Here is a 14,960-nt window from a genome sequence, read left to right as displayed (position 1 = left end):
GACCCCGATTAATGATCAGTCTGAAATATCTTAGCCGACACGACCGCGCGCAGCCACGGGTGTGGCTTCGACAACCTCGTTGCCTGAAATCAAAACCACTTCGTCAAAAAGGTTCGATACGACACAAGCGTGGTTGGGAATGATCCGAATCCGGTCACCAATCTGCGGCTTGCGGGCGCAACCACTCACATCGACAATGCCGTGCTCTTCACTCAAGGAGGTGATTACGGCGTCTGGAAATTCGGCGATGCGGCCGAACCCCTCCATGCCGAAAGTGTCGCTGGACAGCGATTTTGAGCCCGCATCGATAATAGCGCGCGTCTCAGTCGGACAACTGACTACGGTAGCAAGTACCGTCAGGGCACAGTCGTCCCAGGTTCCCACGCCTTGCGCAACCTGGAAGCGGTCCATGTAGATGTAGGTGCCAGGGCGATGCTCGGTTGCGCTCGTCACTTCATGCGCTCGCCACATATCTGGCGATCCGCCATTGGAAATGATGCGCGGATCGAGCCCGGCCTCGGTTGCTTGACGCTTCGCTGCGGCGAGAAAAGCTTCGTTTTCTTCAACGGCACCGGTTTTCGGGTAGGTCATGAAGCCCCTGAAGCGCAAACCGGTGCAACCATCGACGAGCCTGGCGAGTGTCAATGCTTCGTCCGGCGTCTGGACGCCGCATCGGCCCATGCCAGTGTCGCATTCAATGAGGACGTCAAGCGGCTTGCCCGTATCGCCGAATGCTTCGGCGAGGCCCCGGATTGTCGTCTCGCTGTCGGCCGTCACGGCAAGGGTGACGCGCTGGTTCAATGCCACGAGGCGATCGAGCTTTTCCTTGCCGAGTATGTTGTAGGGAAGAAAAATGTCCGTCAGCCCGGCGTCGGCCATGACCTCGGCCTCCCCAAGCTTCTGGCAGGTGATGCCAACGGCGCCGAGCTCAACCTGGCGCTTTGCAAAGCGTGGCAGCTTGTGCGTCTTGATATGCGGGCGAACGGCAAGGCCATGGCGATTGGCATAGGCCTGGAAGCGTTGCAGATTGGCGTCGGCCCGATCCACATCAATAAGGACTGCGGGCGTATCGATTTCGGCGAGGTTCACGGGACTAATCTCCAAGCGGTAGGTTGGGCGCACCGGTCTTGTGCAGGCCCTGCAGGTTCTTGATGCGCCGCATGCGTTCGACGGCGGGTGCGCCGATGCGCTCGGCAATGGTCATCGCCAGCATATCGGTCATTGCAAGCAGGGCATAGCGGGCAGGGGAGGGGCGATATACGTTCGTGCCCTCATCGATGCTAAGCGGCAGGACCACCTGGGCGGCGGCAGCAAGCGAGGAGCCGGGGGCCGTTATCGCAATAGTCTTTGCCCCGTAACGCCCGGCGATGGTTACGGCTTCGATCAACGGCCTGACTTCACCTGACAGCGAATAGGCGACGATTGCCGTTTCCTTGTTGCTGGTAGCGGCAGTCATCTGCTGCATTTCGCCGTCGATGGAAGATGATGCCCTGAGCCCCAGCCGGAACAGGCGGTTTTCAAGTTCCGTCGCTGCCATCGACGAAGCACCGCCCGAGCCGTATGCGCGTATCATTCCTGCGTCGGCGACGATCGCGGCTGCGCGTTCCAGGTCGGTGCGGTCAATTCGCTGGATCACATGGCCGATCGCATCAAGGGCACCGCTGGATATGATCGTCGGAATATCGTTGTCCTTATGTGCGGGCGCCGCCACGATAAAGCGTCCGGCTACGGCCAGCGATTGCGCCAGCTTGACCTTGAACTCACGCGTACCCTCAAAACCGAGCATGCGGCAGAAGCGGGTTATTGTCGGCTCGCTGACCCCCGCCTTCTCGGCGAGAAGCTCGATCGATGCATGCGTTGCAAAATCCGCATCGGCTAGAATCGCAGCCGCAACCCGCTGATCCGAACGCTGCCCGGTATCGGCAATGTCCCGCAGACGGGCGACGATGTCGAAATGCGGGGCGGCCATTTCAATCAGATCCGGTTGCCGGTTCTGCGATCGAATACATGCACTTTGTCCGGGTCGATCGACAACTTCATGAGGCTGCCAGGCTCGGGCGCAATTCTGTCGCGGAAGACGCAGCGAACGCCAACGCTGTCGATCGTACCGAAGATGTGCGTTTCCGAACCTGTCGGCTCCACAACCACAACCTGATAGGTAAATCCCTCACTGTCGGCCGCCGCCAGTCGGAAATGCTCAGGACGGATCCCGACCTCGACCTCTTGCCCGGAAACCGCGGTTGTGGCGCCGACAGGTATGGTCGACCCATCCGCCATGCGCAGGCGCGGCGCGCCGTCGCCGCGTTCGATGGTCCCCGGAATGAAATTCATCGCCGGTGAGCCGAGAAAGCCAGCAACAAACTTGTTCACCGGCTTGTCATAGAGTTCGAGCGGCGAACCTGACTGCTCGATGCGGCCGCCATTCATGACGACGATCCGGTCGGCCATGGTCATCGCCTCGATCTGGTCGTGTGTCACGTAAACCATGGTCGTCTTCAATTGCTGGTGCAGGGCCTTCAGTTCGGTGCGCATCTGGACGCGCAATTTGGCATCGAGATTGGAAAGCGGCTCGTCAAAGAGGAAGAGATCGGGTTCGCGCACGATGGTGCGGCCCATGGCAACACGCTGACGCTGTCCGCCCGAAAGCTGGCGCGGCAGGCGGTCGAGATAATCGTGAAGATTGAGGACTTCCGCCGCCTTGTTGACCTTTGTGTCGATCGCATTGGCAGCTTCCCGCCGTATCTTTGGACCAAATCCAATGTTCTTGCGGGTCGTCATATGCGGGAAAAGCGCATAACTTTGAAACACCATGGAGATATTGCGCTGCTGCGGCGGCAGTTTGTTCGATAGGCGGTCGCCGATCCACAACTCGCCCTCGGAAATGTCGTCGAGCCCGGCGATCATGCGCAGCAGGGTGGATTTGCCGCAGCCGGAGGGGCCGATGAGCACGAGAAACTCGCCGTCTTGGACGTCGAGGTCGATGCCATGCAGGACATTCATCGCACCGTAAGACTTCACGAGTTTCTTGATCTGCAGTCCGGCCATATTGCTACTCCCCTGCAAGAACGTCGTTGATAAAACGCAGATTGCCGGCAGTCAGACCGGCATCGACCGCCAGAGCCGTGCCGGTGATCCCCGAGGCAACTGGCGAGGCGAGGAACACGGCTGCCCTCGCTACCTCTTCAGGCGTCACCATCCGCCCGAGCGGATAATGCGGCAACACCTTGGCCAAAAGGCCCGGCTCCTTCTGCAGACGGTGGTCCCAGGCGGGCGTACGGACAGAGCCGGGGCAGATGGCATTCGCGCGGATTCCGTAGCGGCCGCGTTCGACGGCGAGCGCCTTTACATAGGAGATCAAACCGGCCTTAGCTGCGGAATAGGCCGGATTGCCGAAGTGGCTGAGACCATTGACCGAAGAGACGAAGACAATGCTGCCGCTGGCTCGTTTGCTCATCGCGTCGACGACCGGAGCCGTCACGTGGTAGGCGCCGTTCAAATTGATCGCTACCTCGCGATCCCAGATCGTGCCATCCAGTTGATCGAGCGTCTCGCCGCGTGTGAAACCCGCATTGTTGATGAGGATATCGGGCGTACCCTTCGCCTTGATAAATTCCCGAATGGCATTCGTCGTTGTTCCAGCTTCGCTCAGATCGAACGTCAGGCGATGCGCAAGGTCGAGGTCGCCCATCGTATTTGAATGCTGATCCGCCCCTGACACGACGGCGCCTGCGGAGCGGAACGCTGCCACAAGGGCGCGGCCGATGCCACCCCCCGCTCCGGTAATGAGGACGGTCTTGTTCCTGAGCCCAAGGAAGTCGTCGACACTTGCTGAAGTCATGCACCGGCCTATGAATCTGGACTGATTTGCGATCTGCTCGCTCCGCCTCAGCTAAGAACCGTGCGTGAAAAAAAGCAACACAAAAATCTTGCTTATGCGCAATAATCCCACTTGCATGAAATTAAATTACATTTGAAGATGACGTCGCCGAAGAGCAAGCTGACGGAACTGTTGGAGCAAAAGTCCGAACAGCGTTGCAACGAGAAAGCGCTGCCGCGTGTAGCTTTAAAAAGGGGTTACCAATGACGATCAGACAAAAAATCTGCCTTCTTGCTGGAGCGAGCCTGATTGCTTTCAGCACCAGTGCACTTGCCGAGACGACGGTGCGCGTTACCATCGCCGAATACAGCAAGGGCACCGGTCCTTACTTCGAAGAGGCTGCAAAGGCATTCGAAGCAGCCAATCCGGACACGAAAATCCAGATCGAAGTCGTTCCGTGGGACAACCTGCAGCAGAAGTTGACCACGGACATTTCCGCGGGCGCAAATGCGGACCTTTCCATCATCGGCACGCGCTGGCTTCTCGACTACGTCAAGGAAGGCATCGTCGCACCGCTCGACGACCACATTACTCCCGACTTCAAGGCCCGCTTCATTGACACGTTCCTGTCGCCATCGGTCATGAACGGCAAGGTCTATGGCCTGCCGATCGCCGCCTCGGCACGCGCGATGTATTACAATAAGGATATCTTCGCCAAGGCGGGCATTGATACACCGCCGGCCACATGGGCCGATTTCAAGACGGACGCGGAAAAGATCAAAAAGCTCGGCGGCGAGACCTATGGTTTTGGCCTGCAAGGCAAGGAAATCGAGACCGATGTCTATTTCTACTACGGCATGTGGTCGAACGGCGGCGAGATCGTCAAGGACGGCAAGTCGGGCCTCGACTCCCAGGCGGCGATCGATACGGCGAAGCTCTACAAGAGCTTTATCGACGAAGGCCTGACGCAGCCTGGCGTTACCTCTTACTCGCGTGAAGACGTGCAGAACCTCTTCAAGCAAGGCAAGGTTGCAACCGTTATCACTGCACCGTTCCTTTCCAACCAGATCAAGACGGAAGCGCCGAACCTTAAATATGGCGTCGCGCCTATCCCGGCAGGGCCAAGCGGCGACAAGGGCACCTATGGCGTGACCGACTCCATCGTGCTCTTTGAAAATTCCAAAAACAAGGAAGCTGCCTGGAAATTCCTCGACTTCATTTTTACTAAGGAGCAGCGGACCAAGTTCGACAAGGTTGAGGGCTTCCTGCCGGTCAATGCTGAAGAAGCAAAAGACCCTTACTTTGCCGACAATGCGGATCTGAAAGTCTTCACCTCGCTTCTGCCGAACGCCCGGTTCGCGCCGGTCATTCCAGGCTGGGAAGACATTGCGCAGACGACCTCTAATGCGATCCAGAAGATCTATCTCGGCCAGGGCGATCCCGAAGCTACGCTCAAAGAGGCTGCTGCTAAGGTCAACGAGACGCTGAAGTAAGTCTGCTCGGGGAGGCGGATCAAGCCGCCTCCCGATTTCCCTTCACGCTCAACGCTCGAGGAATTCAAAGCCGATGCAACGGGCTACAGCACCCTATGTCCTGATCTTGCCGAGCTTCATCCTGGCCGCCGCCATCATCCTTTGGCCGCTCAAGGAAATCATTTCGCTGTCACTGCACGATGTAAACCGCTTCGGCATGATCCGCGATTTCATCGGCCTGCAGCATTTCCGCGTTCTGTTCGCCGATCCCGATTTTATCGCAGCGACCTGGCGCACGCTTTTCTGGACAGCATCCGTGGTGGTTGGAACGCTGGTCATATCGGTGCCCATCGCGCTCATTCTCAATGAGGATTTTTACGGCCGCGGTATCGCGCGCATATTGATCATGTTGCCTTGGGCGATCTCTCTGACGATGACCGCTATCGTCTGGCGTTGGGCGCTCAACGGTGAAAGCGGCATGCTCAATTCGGCTTTGCGCGGCCTTGGCCTCATCAACACCAATATCCAGTGGCTGGCGGAAGCTTCGACGGCATTCCCGATGCAGATATTTATCGGCATCCTGGTTTCGATACCTTTCACGGTGACCATCTTCCTTGGCGGCCTGTCCTCGGTGCCCGACGATCTCTATGAGGCTGCGGCAACAGAAGGTGCGGGGAGCTGGGATCAGTTCCGCCTGATCACGCTGCCGCTCTTGCGCCCCTTCATCAACATCGCTTTCGTCCTCAACACGATCTATGTGTTCAATTCGTTTCCTATCATCTGGGCGACAACGCAGGGCGGTCCGGCCAATTCGACCGATATCCTTGTTACTTACCTTTACAAGACCGGCTTTCGAGTGGGTAAACTCGGCGAGGCTGCGGCCGTTTCCCTGATCATGTTCGCGATCCTTCTGGTCTTTACGATCATCTATGTCCGCCTGGCGATGCGGGAGGCGAAATCATGAGCGCGAAACTCAAACGCTCCATTCTCTTCTGGATTTTGCTGTCGCCGATCGTCGTCGTGATCCTCTTCCCATACGCCGTGATGACGATCAGTTCGCTGAAATCCGCCACCGAAGTACTGACGCCCAACTGGTGGCCGACCGGACTGCACTGGCAGAATTTTCCTGAAATGTGGCGGACCTCCGGCATAGCGCCGGCCCTCGCCAATTCGCTCTACGTTTCGGCGTTGTCAACGGCTTTGACGATCCTTGTCTCGATCCCGGCGGCCTATGCCCTGAGCCGCTACCAGTTTGCCGGGCGCGACGCCTTCCGCCAGTTCCTGCTGGTCTCGCAAATGCTTTCGCCCATCGTGTTGGTCATCGGCCTGTTTCGACTCGTGGCCGGCGCCGGCATGATCGACAGCCTCAATGTGCTCGTCGTCATCTATACGGCGTTCAACATCGCGTTCTGCGTGTGGATGTTGCAGAGCTATTTTTCGACCATACCGCGCGATCTTGAGGAGGCCGCGTGGATGGAGGGTGCCAGCCGCTGGCGCACGCTCATCAGCGTGTTCCTGCCGCTCGCGGTGCCGGCGATGGTGGTCACGGCGATCTTCACCTTCATCAATGCGTGGAATGAGTTCGTCATCGCACTGACCATGCTGCGGACCGAGGGCAGCTACACTTTGCCGATCCGCGTTTTCTCGCTTGTCGCGGGTCGCTATACTGTCGACTGGCACTATGTCATGGCCGCCGCTTTCGTCGCTTCCGTTCCGGTTGCGGTCCTCTTTGCCTGGCTGCAACGCTATCTGGTGCGGGGTCTATCGATCGGCGCCGTCAAATAACAGAAAGGATTTTCATCATGACGAAGCAGCACTTCGGCACGTCCCACGTTCCGCTATCACCTGCCGTGCGGGCCGGTGACTTCATCTACATTTCGGGCCAGGTGCCGGTAGGGAGCGATGGCACTGTCATCATCGGCGGCATCGAAGCACAGACGAAGCAGGTCATGGACAACGTCAAGTCGGCGCTTGCCCTTGCCGGCGCGGAGCTTTCGGATGTGGTCAAGACCTTCGTCATTCTTGAAGACGCCCGCGAGTTCGCCGCTTTCAACAAGACCTATGCCACCTTTTTTCCCAAAGACCCGCCGGCGCGGACGACCATTGAGTCGCGCTTGATGATCGACATCAAAATCGAAATCGAGGCGATCGCCTACAAACCGCTCTGACACTGAAATACAGGCCTATCATGCGCATTTTTACCGCGTCGCTCGCGACCGAAACCAACACGTTCTCACCGGTGCCGACAGACCGCGCCAGCTTCGAAATGGCGTTTTACGCGGCGCCGGGAGAACATCCTGAAACACCGACGCTTTGCTCGGCGCCAATGGTCGTGCTGCGCAAGCGGGCGCGCGAGGAAGGCTTCGAGCTCATCGAGGGCACGGCGACCTGGGCCGAGCCGGGCGGACTCTTGCAGCGCAAGGCCTATGAGGAGTTGCGCGACGAAATCCTCGGCCAGCTCCGCGCGGCGCTGCCTGTTGATGGTGTTATCCTCGGATTGCACGGAGCCATGGTAGCCCAGGGCCATGATGACTGCGAAGGCGACCTCCTCGAACATGTTCGCGCCATCGTCGGTCCAGACGTGCTGATCGCCTCGGAGTTGGATCCCCACAGCCATCTTACGGCCAAGCGTGTCCATAATGCCGATATTCTCGCGGCCTTTCTCGAGTTTCCGCACACCGATTTCTACGAACGCGGCGAGCACGTGGTCGATCTTGCCTTGCGCGCGCTGAAGGGCGAGATCAAGCCGGTAATTTCGACATTCGATTGCCGGATGATCGGCGTCTATCCAACGAGCCGGGAGCCCATGCGTTCCTATGTCGACCGCATGAAAGCATTGCAGGGCCGAAACGGCATTCTTTCAGTGTCGCTTATCCATGGCTTCATGGCCGGCGACGTGCCGGAGCTTGGCACGCAGGTGATGGTTGTCACCGACAATGATCCGGCTAAAGGTGCCGCACTGGCCGAAAAGCTTGGCATGGAACTTTTTGCCCTGCGCGGAACAACAGCAATGCCGATGCTCGACACTGAAGCCGGTCTTGACGCAGCGATCGCGGTCGCTGCCAGGAAATCAGGCAAGCCCGTTGTTGTCGCCGACGTCTGGGATAATCCGGGCGGCGGTGTCGCCGGTGACGGCACGCTGATCCTGCGCCGGATCATCGAGCGCGGCATAGACAATGTCGCGGTCGCAACCATCTGGGATCCCATCGCTGTCACCTTCTGCCATGCGGCGGGGGAGGGCGCGCAGATTCAGCTACGCTTCGGGGGCAAGGCCGGGCCCGATGGCGGCGCGCCGATCGATGCCCGGGTGACAGTTGTGAAGGCCGTCGCGGAGGGATGGCAAAGCTTTGGCAAGAGCCGCGTTACGCTAGGACCCGCCGCCGTTATCCGCCTCGAAGGCACCGACATCGAGGTTATCCTCAACACCAACCGGACGCAGACGTTCGAGCCGGATATTTTTTCCAATCTCGGCATCGACCCGATGCGCAAGTATATGTTGCTGGTCAAATCGACCAATCACTTTCATGCGGGCTTCGAGCCGGTGGCGGCTGAGATTATCTATATCGACGCCGGCGCGCCTTATCCTTCGAATCCCCGGAAAACCAATTACCGCAAGCTGGCGCGCGAGATCTGGCCGAGGGTGGAAAATCCGTTCTAGACTACAATCTAATGATTGGGCAGCGCCGGAAGCATCTTGAATGGGTTGATGACCACAACGCCAAGTGGTGCGAAGTGACGCTCGTTGGCGGTTAGGACTGTCAGTCCATGCAGTTTTGCGGTCGCAGCAATGGCAATGTCTTCGAAACCGGGAGCATGAGCGCGTGCGTAGTCTAAAATGGTGCCGGCTACGTGCGCGGCAGCAAGATCAAATGCGAGAAGCCTGTTGGCATAAAGATGTTCGATAGCTTCCCACCACGCCGCCAGCGCGGTTGCCTTCTGTTTGGCACCGGCACGTTTGGCTTTCAAGATACCATTCGTGACTTCCGCTGCCGTTATAACGGACAGGAATAAATAAGGGCTGGCATGGTCCAGCCATGTCTCGAGTTCCTGTCGCCGGTCTTTTTTCATCGGTGACAGGGCAGATATGACGTTGGTGTCGATCAAAAACATTCAAAACGCCGGATTACGAATAGGCTTCCGCTTCCGCTCCGGAATGTCATCCTTATCGCCGGGGAATGCCGCGAGCAGTTTTCCAAGGCTTGGCACCTGCGACAGCCGCTCGTATTCCTCGAACGAAAGCACGACAGCTTCTTTTCGCCCCCTACGTGTGATCACCGCGGGTTCGCCTGCGATCACCTGATCCAAGACGGCCGACAAAGTTGCCTTGGCATCCTTTAGTTGGATCTCCCGCATACCTGTAAATCCCTTCATGACTATAGTAGTCATATACGGCGAAATGCTCTTTGGGTCAATAGTCACGTCCATTTCGCAAAAGCGCGAAACAGGGTTTGACTCCCGTTGGCTTTCATGTTGAATTGGCACAATGGTCCAACCAATTTAGGCGTTGTCCGCGTGATCAGTCCGATCCTTGCTCCAGTGCACACATCATCCCGCGACGACGCGGTTTTGCACGCGCTGGTCAATTTCGTGACGGGTGAGAGGCTGAAGCCGGGCGATCGCTTGCCGACAGAACGCGTCCTTGCCGAGCATTTGAAGGTCAGCCGCACGACCGTGCGGGAGGCGCTGACGCGCTGGCAGGAACTCGGCCTCGTGGAGCGCCGCCAGGGCAGCGGCACCTACCTCAAGGCAGCCGTTACCCGCAACATGCTTCACCTGCCGCTGACCCTGCCTTCGGGCAACGACTTCAATAGCCTCATGCACACGCTTGAAATTCGACGCGGGCTGGAGGCGGAGGCCGCCACGCTGTGCGCCGAGCGCGCGAGTGACGCGGATATTGCACTGATCGAGCAGAAGCTTATCCGCATGGAGCGAGTTTTTCACGAACGCAACGGCATGTCGGCGGAAGAGGACTGGGAGTTTCACCTTGCCGTGTTCCGTACGTCCGGCAATCCCCTGTTCGAGCAGATAATCGCTGCGATGTACGAGATGTTCCACCGCTTCTGGGAGCACCCGCTCGGGGTGCGCGATTTCGGACATGCGAGCTTCCCCTATCACCGCACGCTTTTCAACGCGATAGCGGCGCGCAATCCCATCGCTGCCCGCGGCGAGGCGCTGAAACTCATTGCGACCGTCGAGGACGACCTCAAGCGCGGCAACGCAAACCTTAAAAAGCAGACCAAGAAGAGCAAAGAATGAGCGACAATCCATATTTTCACGATCAGGAGATAATGGCGCAGGCGGCAACGCTTCTTGCCCATGACGAGCCGTTCCCGGGTGGCTCGGTAGTGCCGCCGATCTACCAGACGTCGCTTTTCACCTTCGACAATTATGCGGCAATGGCCGACGCCTTTGCCGGACGCAAGCGCCAGCCCATGTACTCGCGCGGCGACAATCCGACGGTGATGGAATTCGAAAGCAAGATCGCCGCGCTGGAAGGCGCGGAGGCAGCGCGCGCCTTTTCGAGCGGCATGGGCGCCATCAGCGCCATGGTGCTTGCCTTTGTCGGGGCAGGGGATCGGATCGTTGCCGTGCGCAACTGCTATGGCGACGCCTATCGCCTGTTCGAGCGCCTGTTGCCGCATCTCGGCATCAAGGTGGATTATGTCGACGGCTCGGATCCCGATGCGGTCGCTGCCGCGTTGCCCGGGGCCAAATTGCTCTATCTCGAAAGCCCGAGCTCGATGATGTTCGAGTTGCAGGACATCGCCCACTATGCGCGGCTCGCCAAGCAACACGGCGTCGTTACGACCATCGACAATTCCTGGGCGACACCGCTCTTCCAGAAGCCCATCACCCATGGCATCGACCTTGTGATGCATTCGGCATCGAAATATCTCGGCGGCCATAGCGATACGGTTGCCGGTGTCGTTGCCGGATCGCGCGAGATGATCGACCGCATCAACGGCCGCACCTATTCCTATCTCGGCGCGAAACTCTCACCCTTCGAGGCATGGCTCCTGCTGCGCGGCCTGCGCACCCTGACCCTGCGCCTGCCGCACCACATGAAGAGCGGTCTTACCATCGCTGAGCGGTTAAGGGCGCATGAAAGCGTCGACCGCATCATGCATCCGGCCTATTCGAACCATCCGGGCAAGGCGACCCTCTCCGGCTACTCGGGACTGTTTTCCTTTGAGGTGACCGAAGACATCGATGTTCCGACCTTCGTCGATGCGCTGAAACTCTTCCGCATCGGCGTCAGCTGGGGCGGTCACGAAAGTCTCGTCGTACCGGCGCTGGCCTCGCTGCAGCAGACGCCGGACGCCAATTCGATCGGGCGCTTCGGCGTAAGCCCGCGAACCATCCGCCTGCATGTGGGGCTCGAAAGTGTCGAGGAACTATGGGCGGATCTTACCAACGCATTGGCAAAAGCCAAACGCTGAACTTTCTGAACTGTCTAAAAAATGGGAGCTAGACAATAATGCAAAAACGAATGGGAACATTTATGGCGGGCGCCATCGTGGCACTGTCTATGACGGTATCGGCGGCCTTCGCCGATACGACGATCAAGATGGTGGAAGTGATTTCCAGCCCGCCGCGTACCGAACTTCTGAAGAAGCAGATCGCCGGATTCGAGCAGGCCAATCCGGGCGTGAAAGTGGAACTCGTATCGCTGCCCTGGGGCCAGGCGTTCGAGAAGTTCCTGACCATGGTCCAGGCTGGCGATACCCCCGATATTGTCGAGATGCCGGAGCGCTGGATGGGCCTTTACGCCAATAATGGCCAGCTTGAGGATCTCGGGCCCTACATGGCCAACTGGAAGGACGCGGCAACGCTGGGCGACCGCGCCAAGCAGTTCGGCTCCGTCGTCGACAACAAGCAGTACATGATTCCATACGGCTATTACGTCCGCGCCATGTTCTGGAACAAGAAGCTGTTCGAACAGGCTGGCCTCAAGGAAGCGCCGAAGACCCTTGACGAATTCATGGAAGCCAACAAGAAGATCTCAGCGATCCAGGGCAAGTATGGCTACTGCCTGCGTGGCGGACCCGGCGGTTTCAATGGCGTGCAGATGTTCATGAACATCGCCAATGGCAAGGGTGGCTATTTCAATGCCGACGGTACCGCGACACTCAATGAGCCGGGCGCCGTCAAGGGCCTCGAAATGCTGGCCGATATCTACAAGAGCGGCTACGCGCCGAAGGATAGCGTCAGCTGGGGCTTCAACGAGGTTGTGACCGGTTTCTATTCCGGAACCTGCGCCATGCTCGACCAGGATCCGGACGCTCTGATCGGTATCGCCGAAAAGATGAAGCCTGAAGATTTCGGCGTTGCGCCGCTGCCTACCGGGCCGAATGGCAAGTCCTATCCGACCCTTGGCTATGCCGGCTGGGCGATGTTTGCAAATTCGAAGGTCAAGGACGAGGCCTGGAAGCTCATGGGCACCTTGTTGTCGCCCGAGGACAATATCGAGTTCGCCAAGAATGTCGGGGTCCTGCCGATCCACAATGGCGCGGACAAGGACCCCTATTTCGGTTCGGAAGCCTTCAAAGGCTGGTTCCAGGAATTGAGCGATCCGAAGACCTTCGAATTCGTCACGCCGCCGACGCATCTCGAAAACCTCGGCAATTTCTATGACTCGGTTTCGGTCAAGAATTTCCAGGAAGTTCTGCTCGGCCAAAAGACGGCGAAAGAGGTCGCCGACGAGTGGGCTGCGTTCCTGACCGAACAGCAGCAGGCCTGGATGGCCAAGAACAAGAAATAACGTCACCTGCAACGATGCTCCGGCGCGGACCGTGCCGGAGCATTTCTTTTGGTTCGCCAAGCCGGAAACAAGGCGGCGAATTCGAAACGACATCGAGATGAGGGGTTCGATAGGTATGGTCATGCAATCGACAGCGGCAGGCTTGCCGCAGAAGGGCGGAAGGGCCGGCGAGAAGCGAAGCTTTGCCGATGCCTTTGAACCATGGGCCTATATGAGTCCGGCCCTCGTATTTCTGCTCCTCGTTCTTGTGGTACCGCTGATCTTCGGCATCAGCTATTCCTTCCGCAAGTTTTCCGCCTTCAAGTCTGAGTTTGTCGGGCTCGCACAATACCAGACGATGCTACACGACAAGGTGCTGGGCGAGGCGCTGATCAACACCCTGTGGTGGACGGTCGCGAGCCTTTTCTTCCAGTTCTTCCTTGGGCTTGGCCTCGCACTGCTCCTCGATCGCAATTTCGCCGGCAAGAAGCTGGTCCAGGCCATCGTCTTCCTGCCATGGGCGGTGCCCTCGTTTCTTTCGGGTCTTACCTGGGCCTGGCTTTTCAATCCGATCGTCGGGCCTCTGCCACACTGGCTCTATGCGCTCGGTCTCAAGTCAGAGCCGACCAATATCCTCTCCGATCCCGCGACAGCCATGTGGGGGCCGATCATCGCCAATGTCTGGTTCGGCATCCCGTTCTTTGCGATTACCCTGCTGGCGGCGCTGAAGTCTATCCCGTCGGAACTGCATGAAGCCGCCGCGATCGACGGCGCCAATCCATGGCAACGTTTCACCAAAGTGACCTTGCCGTTCCTTGCACCTACCATCGCCATCACGGTCATGCTGCGGACAATCTGGATCGCCACATTCGCCGACCTCATCTACGTGATGACCGAGGGTGGACCGGCGGGTTCCACCAATACTGTCGCGACCTACATCTATGTCAGCGCATTCAAGACGCTCGACAAGGGCTACGCATCGGCGGTTGCCGTACTCCTCCTCGCGCTCCTCATCCTCTACGCGGTCGTCCTGATCCGTATCCGCAAAGCACTCGTGAGGTATTCCTGATGATCGCCGGACGCTCGCGCAATGCCCGGATCTTCGGGGCCATAGGTCTCTATGGCGCAGTCGGGGCCTATGTCATTTTCGCCTTGTTCCCGCTGTTCTGGACGCTGAAGATTTCGGTGACGCCGCAATCGCTGCTATATTCGGAAGGCATCACGATGTGGCCGTCGACCTCGACGTGGGAAAACTACGTCACCGTGCTGCGTGCCACCGATTTCCCGCGCTACTTCCTCAACAGCGTCATCGTGTCGGTAATAACCGCTGCGCTGGTGACGATCATAGCCTCGGCGGCTGGCTATGCCATGTCGCGCTTCTCATTCCATGGCAAGACAACCGTCGCCGTGACCCTGCTCCTGACCCAGACATTTCCGCTGGTGATGGTCATTCCGCCGATCTACCGCATCATGGGTCAGCTTGGGCTTACCAATAGTCTCACCGGGCTCATCATCATCTACACCGCCTTCAACATCGCCTTTGCTACATTCCTGATGCAGTCGTTCTTCGACGGTATTCCCAAGGACCTAGAGGAAGCCGCGATGATCGACGGCTGCAGCCGCTCACAAGCGCTGCGCAAGGTCATCATTCCGCTTACACTGCCCGGTATGGGCGCAACCCTCGGCTTCGTCTTCACCGCCGCATGGAGCGAACTTCTGTTCGCGCTGATGCTGATCAGCAGTGACAGCCAGAAGACCTTTGCCGTCGGGCTCCTCACCTTCATCGGCAAATTCGCCGTGGACTGGGGGCAGATGATGGCGGCTTCGGTGCTCGCGCTGATTCCGGCCTGCCTGTTCTTCGCCTTCCTGCAACGCTACCTCGTCACCGGCCTCACCGCCGGCGCAGTGAAGGGCTAACCAAGGATAAATC

At 58.5% G+C, this 14,960-nt stretch carries 16 protein-coding genes; 10 read left to right on the top strand and 6 right to left on the bottom strand.

Annotated features, from left to right (window positions below):
* Nucleotides 1–30 precede the first annotated feature (30 nt).
* From BLR72_RS19105 to BLR72_RS19090, 4 genes are read right to left on the bottom strand one after another with little or no spacing between them, the layout of a single operon-like run.
* Nucleotides 31–1,104 (bottom strand): D-TA family PLP-dependent enzyme, encoded by a 1,074-nt coding sequence (locus tag BLR72_RS19105; RefSeq protein WP_175492409.1) that lies wholly within the window; start codon nt 1,102–1,104, stop codon nt 31–33.
* Nucleotides 1,094–1,969 carry a MurR/RpiR family transcriptional regulator gene (locus tag BLR72_RS19100; RefSeq protein WP_091951081.1) on the bottom strand — a complete coding sequence of 292 codons (876 nt, stop codon included), beginning with the start codon at nt 1,967–1,969 and terminating at the stop codon, nt 1,094–1,096. Before BLR72_RS19100 ends, BLR72_RS19105 begins: the two co-directional genes overlap by 11 nt.
* Before the next feature lie 5 nt (nt 1,970–1,974).
* Complete coding sequence (ugpC, locus tag BLR72_RS19095) at nt 1,975–3,045, bottom strand: ABC transporter ATP-binding protein (protein WP_091951079.1); 1,071 nt, start codon at nt 3,043–3,045, stop codon at nt 1,975–1,977.
* A 4-nt stretch (nt 3,046–3,049) separates the two neighbouring features.
* Nucleotides 3,050–3,838 carry an SDR family oxidoreductase gene (locus tag BLR72_RS19090; RefSeq protein ID WP_091951077.1) on the bottom strand — a complete coding sequence of 263 codons (789 nt, stop codon included), beginning with the start codon at nt 3,836–3,838 and terminating at the stop codon, nt 3,050–3,052.
* 242 nt (nt 3,839–4,080) lie between these two features.
* Here BLR72_RS19090 and BLR72_RS19085 point away from each other — a divergent pair, with 242 nt between their 5' ends.
* From BLR72_RS19085 to BLR72_RS19065, 5 genes are all read left to right on the top strand, one after another.
* Nucleotides 4,081–5,310, top strand: a complete 1,230-nt coding sequence (locus BLR72_RS19085; RefSeq protein WP_027232227.1) for an ABC transporter substrate-binding protein — start codon at nt 4,081–4,083, stop codon at nt 5,308–5,310.
* Nucleotides 5,311–5,383: 73 nt separating this feature from the next.
* Nucleotides 5,384–6,253, top strand: a complete 870-nt coding sequence (locus tag BLR72_RS19080) for a carbohydrate ABC transporter permease (RefSeq protein ID WP_091951076.1) — start codon at nt 5,384–5,386, stop codon at nt 6,251–6,253.
* A complete protein-coding gene (locus BLR72_RS19075) occupies nt 6,247–7,074 on the top strand; it encodes a carbohydrate ABC transporter permease (protein ID WP_175492416.1) in 828 nt (275 codons plus the stop codon). The genes BLR72_RS19080 and BLR72_RS19075 overlap by 7 nt, the downstream gene beginning before the upstream one ends.
* A gap of 14 nt (nt 7,075–7,088) precedes the next feature.
* The gene (locus BLR72_RS19070; RefSeq protein WP_175492415.1) at nt 7,089–7,457 is read left to right on the top strand and encodes a RidA family protein; all 369 of its coding nucleotides are present in this window, start codon (nt 7,089–7,091) and stop codon (nt 7,455–7,457) included.
* Between the two features lie 20 nt (nt 7,458–7,477).
* Nucleotides 7,478–8,947, top strand: a complete 1,470-nt coding sequence (locus tag BLR72_RS19065) for a M81 family metallopeptidase (protein ID WP_091951070.1) — start codon at nt 7,478–7,480, stop codon at nt 8,945–8,947.
* A gap of 8 nt (nt 8,948–8,955) precedes the next feature.
* Here BLR72_RS19065 and BLR72_RS19060 read toward each other — a convergent pair whose 3' ends face one another.
* On the bottom strand, nt 8,956–9,399 hold the full coding sequence (locus BLR72_RS19060) for a type II toxin-antitoxin system VapC family toxin (protein ID WP_091951068.1): 444 nt from the start codon (nt 9,397–9,399) through the stop codon (nt 8,956–8,958).
* The gene (locus BLR72_RS19055) at nt 9,400–9,642 is read right to left on the bottom strand and encodes a type II toxin-antitoxin system Phd/YefM family antitoxin (RefSeq protein WP_091951310.1); all 243 of its coding nucleotides are present in this window, start codon (nt 9,640–9,642) and stop codon (nt 9,400–9,402) included.
* 162 nt (nt 9,643–9,804) lie between these two features.
* On the opposite strand from BLR72_RS19055, the gene BLR72_RS19050 reads away from it, so the two are divergent.
* The 5 genes from BLR72_RS19050 to BLR72_RS19030 all read left to right on the top strand — a co-directional run bounded on the left by BLR72_RS19050 (nt 9,805) and on the right by BLR72_RS19030 (nt 14,947).
* Nucleotides 9,805–10,545 (top strand): FadR/GntR family transcriptional regulator, encoded by a 741-nt coding sequence (locus BLR72_RS19050; RefSeq protein ID WP_244506772.1) that lies wholly within the window; start codon nt 9,805–9,807, stop codon nt 10,543–10,545.
* Nucleotides 10,542–11,729: a PLP-dependent transferase gene (locus BLR72_RS19045; protein ID WP_027232220.1), complete on the top strand. Its 1,188-nt coding sequence runs from the start codon at nt 10,542–10,544 to the stop codon at nt 11,727–11,729. Before BLR72_RS19050 ends, BLR72_RS19045 begins: the two co-directional genes overlap by 4 nt.
* A gap of 50 nt (nt 11,730–11,779) precedes the next feature.
* Complete coding sequence (locus BLR72_RS19040; RefSeq protein ID WP_091951064.1) at nt 11,780–13,051, top strand: ABC transporter substrate-binding protein; 1,272 nt, start codon at nt 11,780–11,782, stop codon at nt 13,049–13,051.
* Nucleotides 13,052–13,262: 211 nt separating this feature from the next.
* Nucleotides 13,263–14,099 carry a carbohydrate ABC transporter permease gene (locus BLR72_RS19035; protein ID WP_244506771.1) on the top strand — a complete coding sequence of 279 codons (837 nt, stop codon included), beginning with the start codon at nt 13,263–13,265 and terminating at the stop codon, nt 14,097–14,099.
* The gene (locus tag BLR72_RS19030) at nt 14,099–14,947 is read left to right on the top strand and encodes a carbohydrate ABC transporter permease (RefSeq protein WP_027232217.1); all 849 of its coding nucleotides are present in this window, start codon (nt 14,099–14,101) and stop codon (nt 14,945–14,947) included. Before BLR72_RS19035 ends, BLR72_RS19030 begins: the two co-directional genes overlap by 1 nt.
* The last annotated feature ends 13 nt before the right edge of the window (nt 14,948–14,960 follow it).

Origin of the sequence: Phyllobacterium sp. YR620 (assembly GCF_900104165.1) — a bacterium.
GTDB classification, from domain to species: Bacteria; Pseudomonadota; Alphaproteobacteria; order Rhizobiales; family Rhizobiaceae; genus Phyllobacterium; species Phyllobacterium pellucidum.
Note: the sequence above shows the minus strand (reverse complement) of the source record. Positions and strands in the feature narration are given on the sequence as shown.

Bases quoted from the DNA above. Each gene is read 5' to 3' on its own strand.
- BLR72_RS19100 (WP_091951081.1), bottom strand. From the start codon at position 1,969: ATGGCCGCCCCGCATTTCGACATCGTCGCCCGTCTGCGGGACATTGCC.
- ugpC (WP_091951079.1), bottom strand. From the start codon at position 3,045: ATGGCCGGACTGCAGATCAAGAAACTCGTGAAGTCTTACGGTGCGATG.
- BLR72_RS19090 (WP_091951077.1), bottom strand. From the start codon at position 3,838: ATGACTTCAGCAAGTGTCGACGACTTCCTTGGGCTCAGGAACAAGACC.
- BLR72_RS19085 (WP_027232227.1), top strand. From the start codon at position 4,081: ATGACGATCAGACAAAAAATCTGCCTTCTTGCTGGAGCGAGCCTGATT.
- BLR72_RS19080 (WP_091951076.1), top strand. From the start codon at position 5,384: ATGCAACGGGCTACAGCACCCTATGTCCTGATCTTGCCGAGCTTCATC.
- BLR72_RS19065 (WP_091951070.1), top strand. From the start codon at position 7,478: ATGCGCATTTTTACCGCGTCGCTCGCGACCGAAACCAACACGTTCTCA.
- BLR72_RS19060 (WP_091951068.1), bottom strand. From the start codon at position 9,399: ATGTTTTTGATCGACACCAACGTCATATCTGCCCTGTCACCGATGAAA.
- BLR72_RS19055 (WP_091951310.1), bottom strand. From the start codon at position 9,642: ATGCGGGAGATCCAACTAAAGGATGCCAAGGCAACTTTGTCGGCCGTC.
- BLR72_RS19045 (WP_027232220.1), top strand. From the start codon at position 10,542: ATGAGCGACAATCCATATTTTCACGATCAGGAGATAATGGCGCAGGCG.
- BLR72_RS19040 (WP_091951064.1), top strand. From the start codon at position 11,780: ATGGGAACATTTATGGCGGGCGCCATCGTGGCACTGTCTATGACGGTA.
- BLR72_RS19035 (WP_244506771.1), top strand. From the start codon at position 13,263: ATGAGTCCGGCCCTCGTATTTCTGCTCCTCGTTCTTGTGGTACCGCTG.
- BLR72_RS19030 (WP_027232217.1), top strand. From the start codon at position 14,099: ATGATCGCCGGACGCTCGCGCAATGCCCGGATCTTCGGGGCCATAGGT.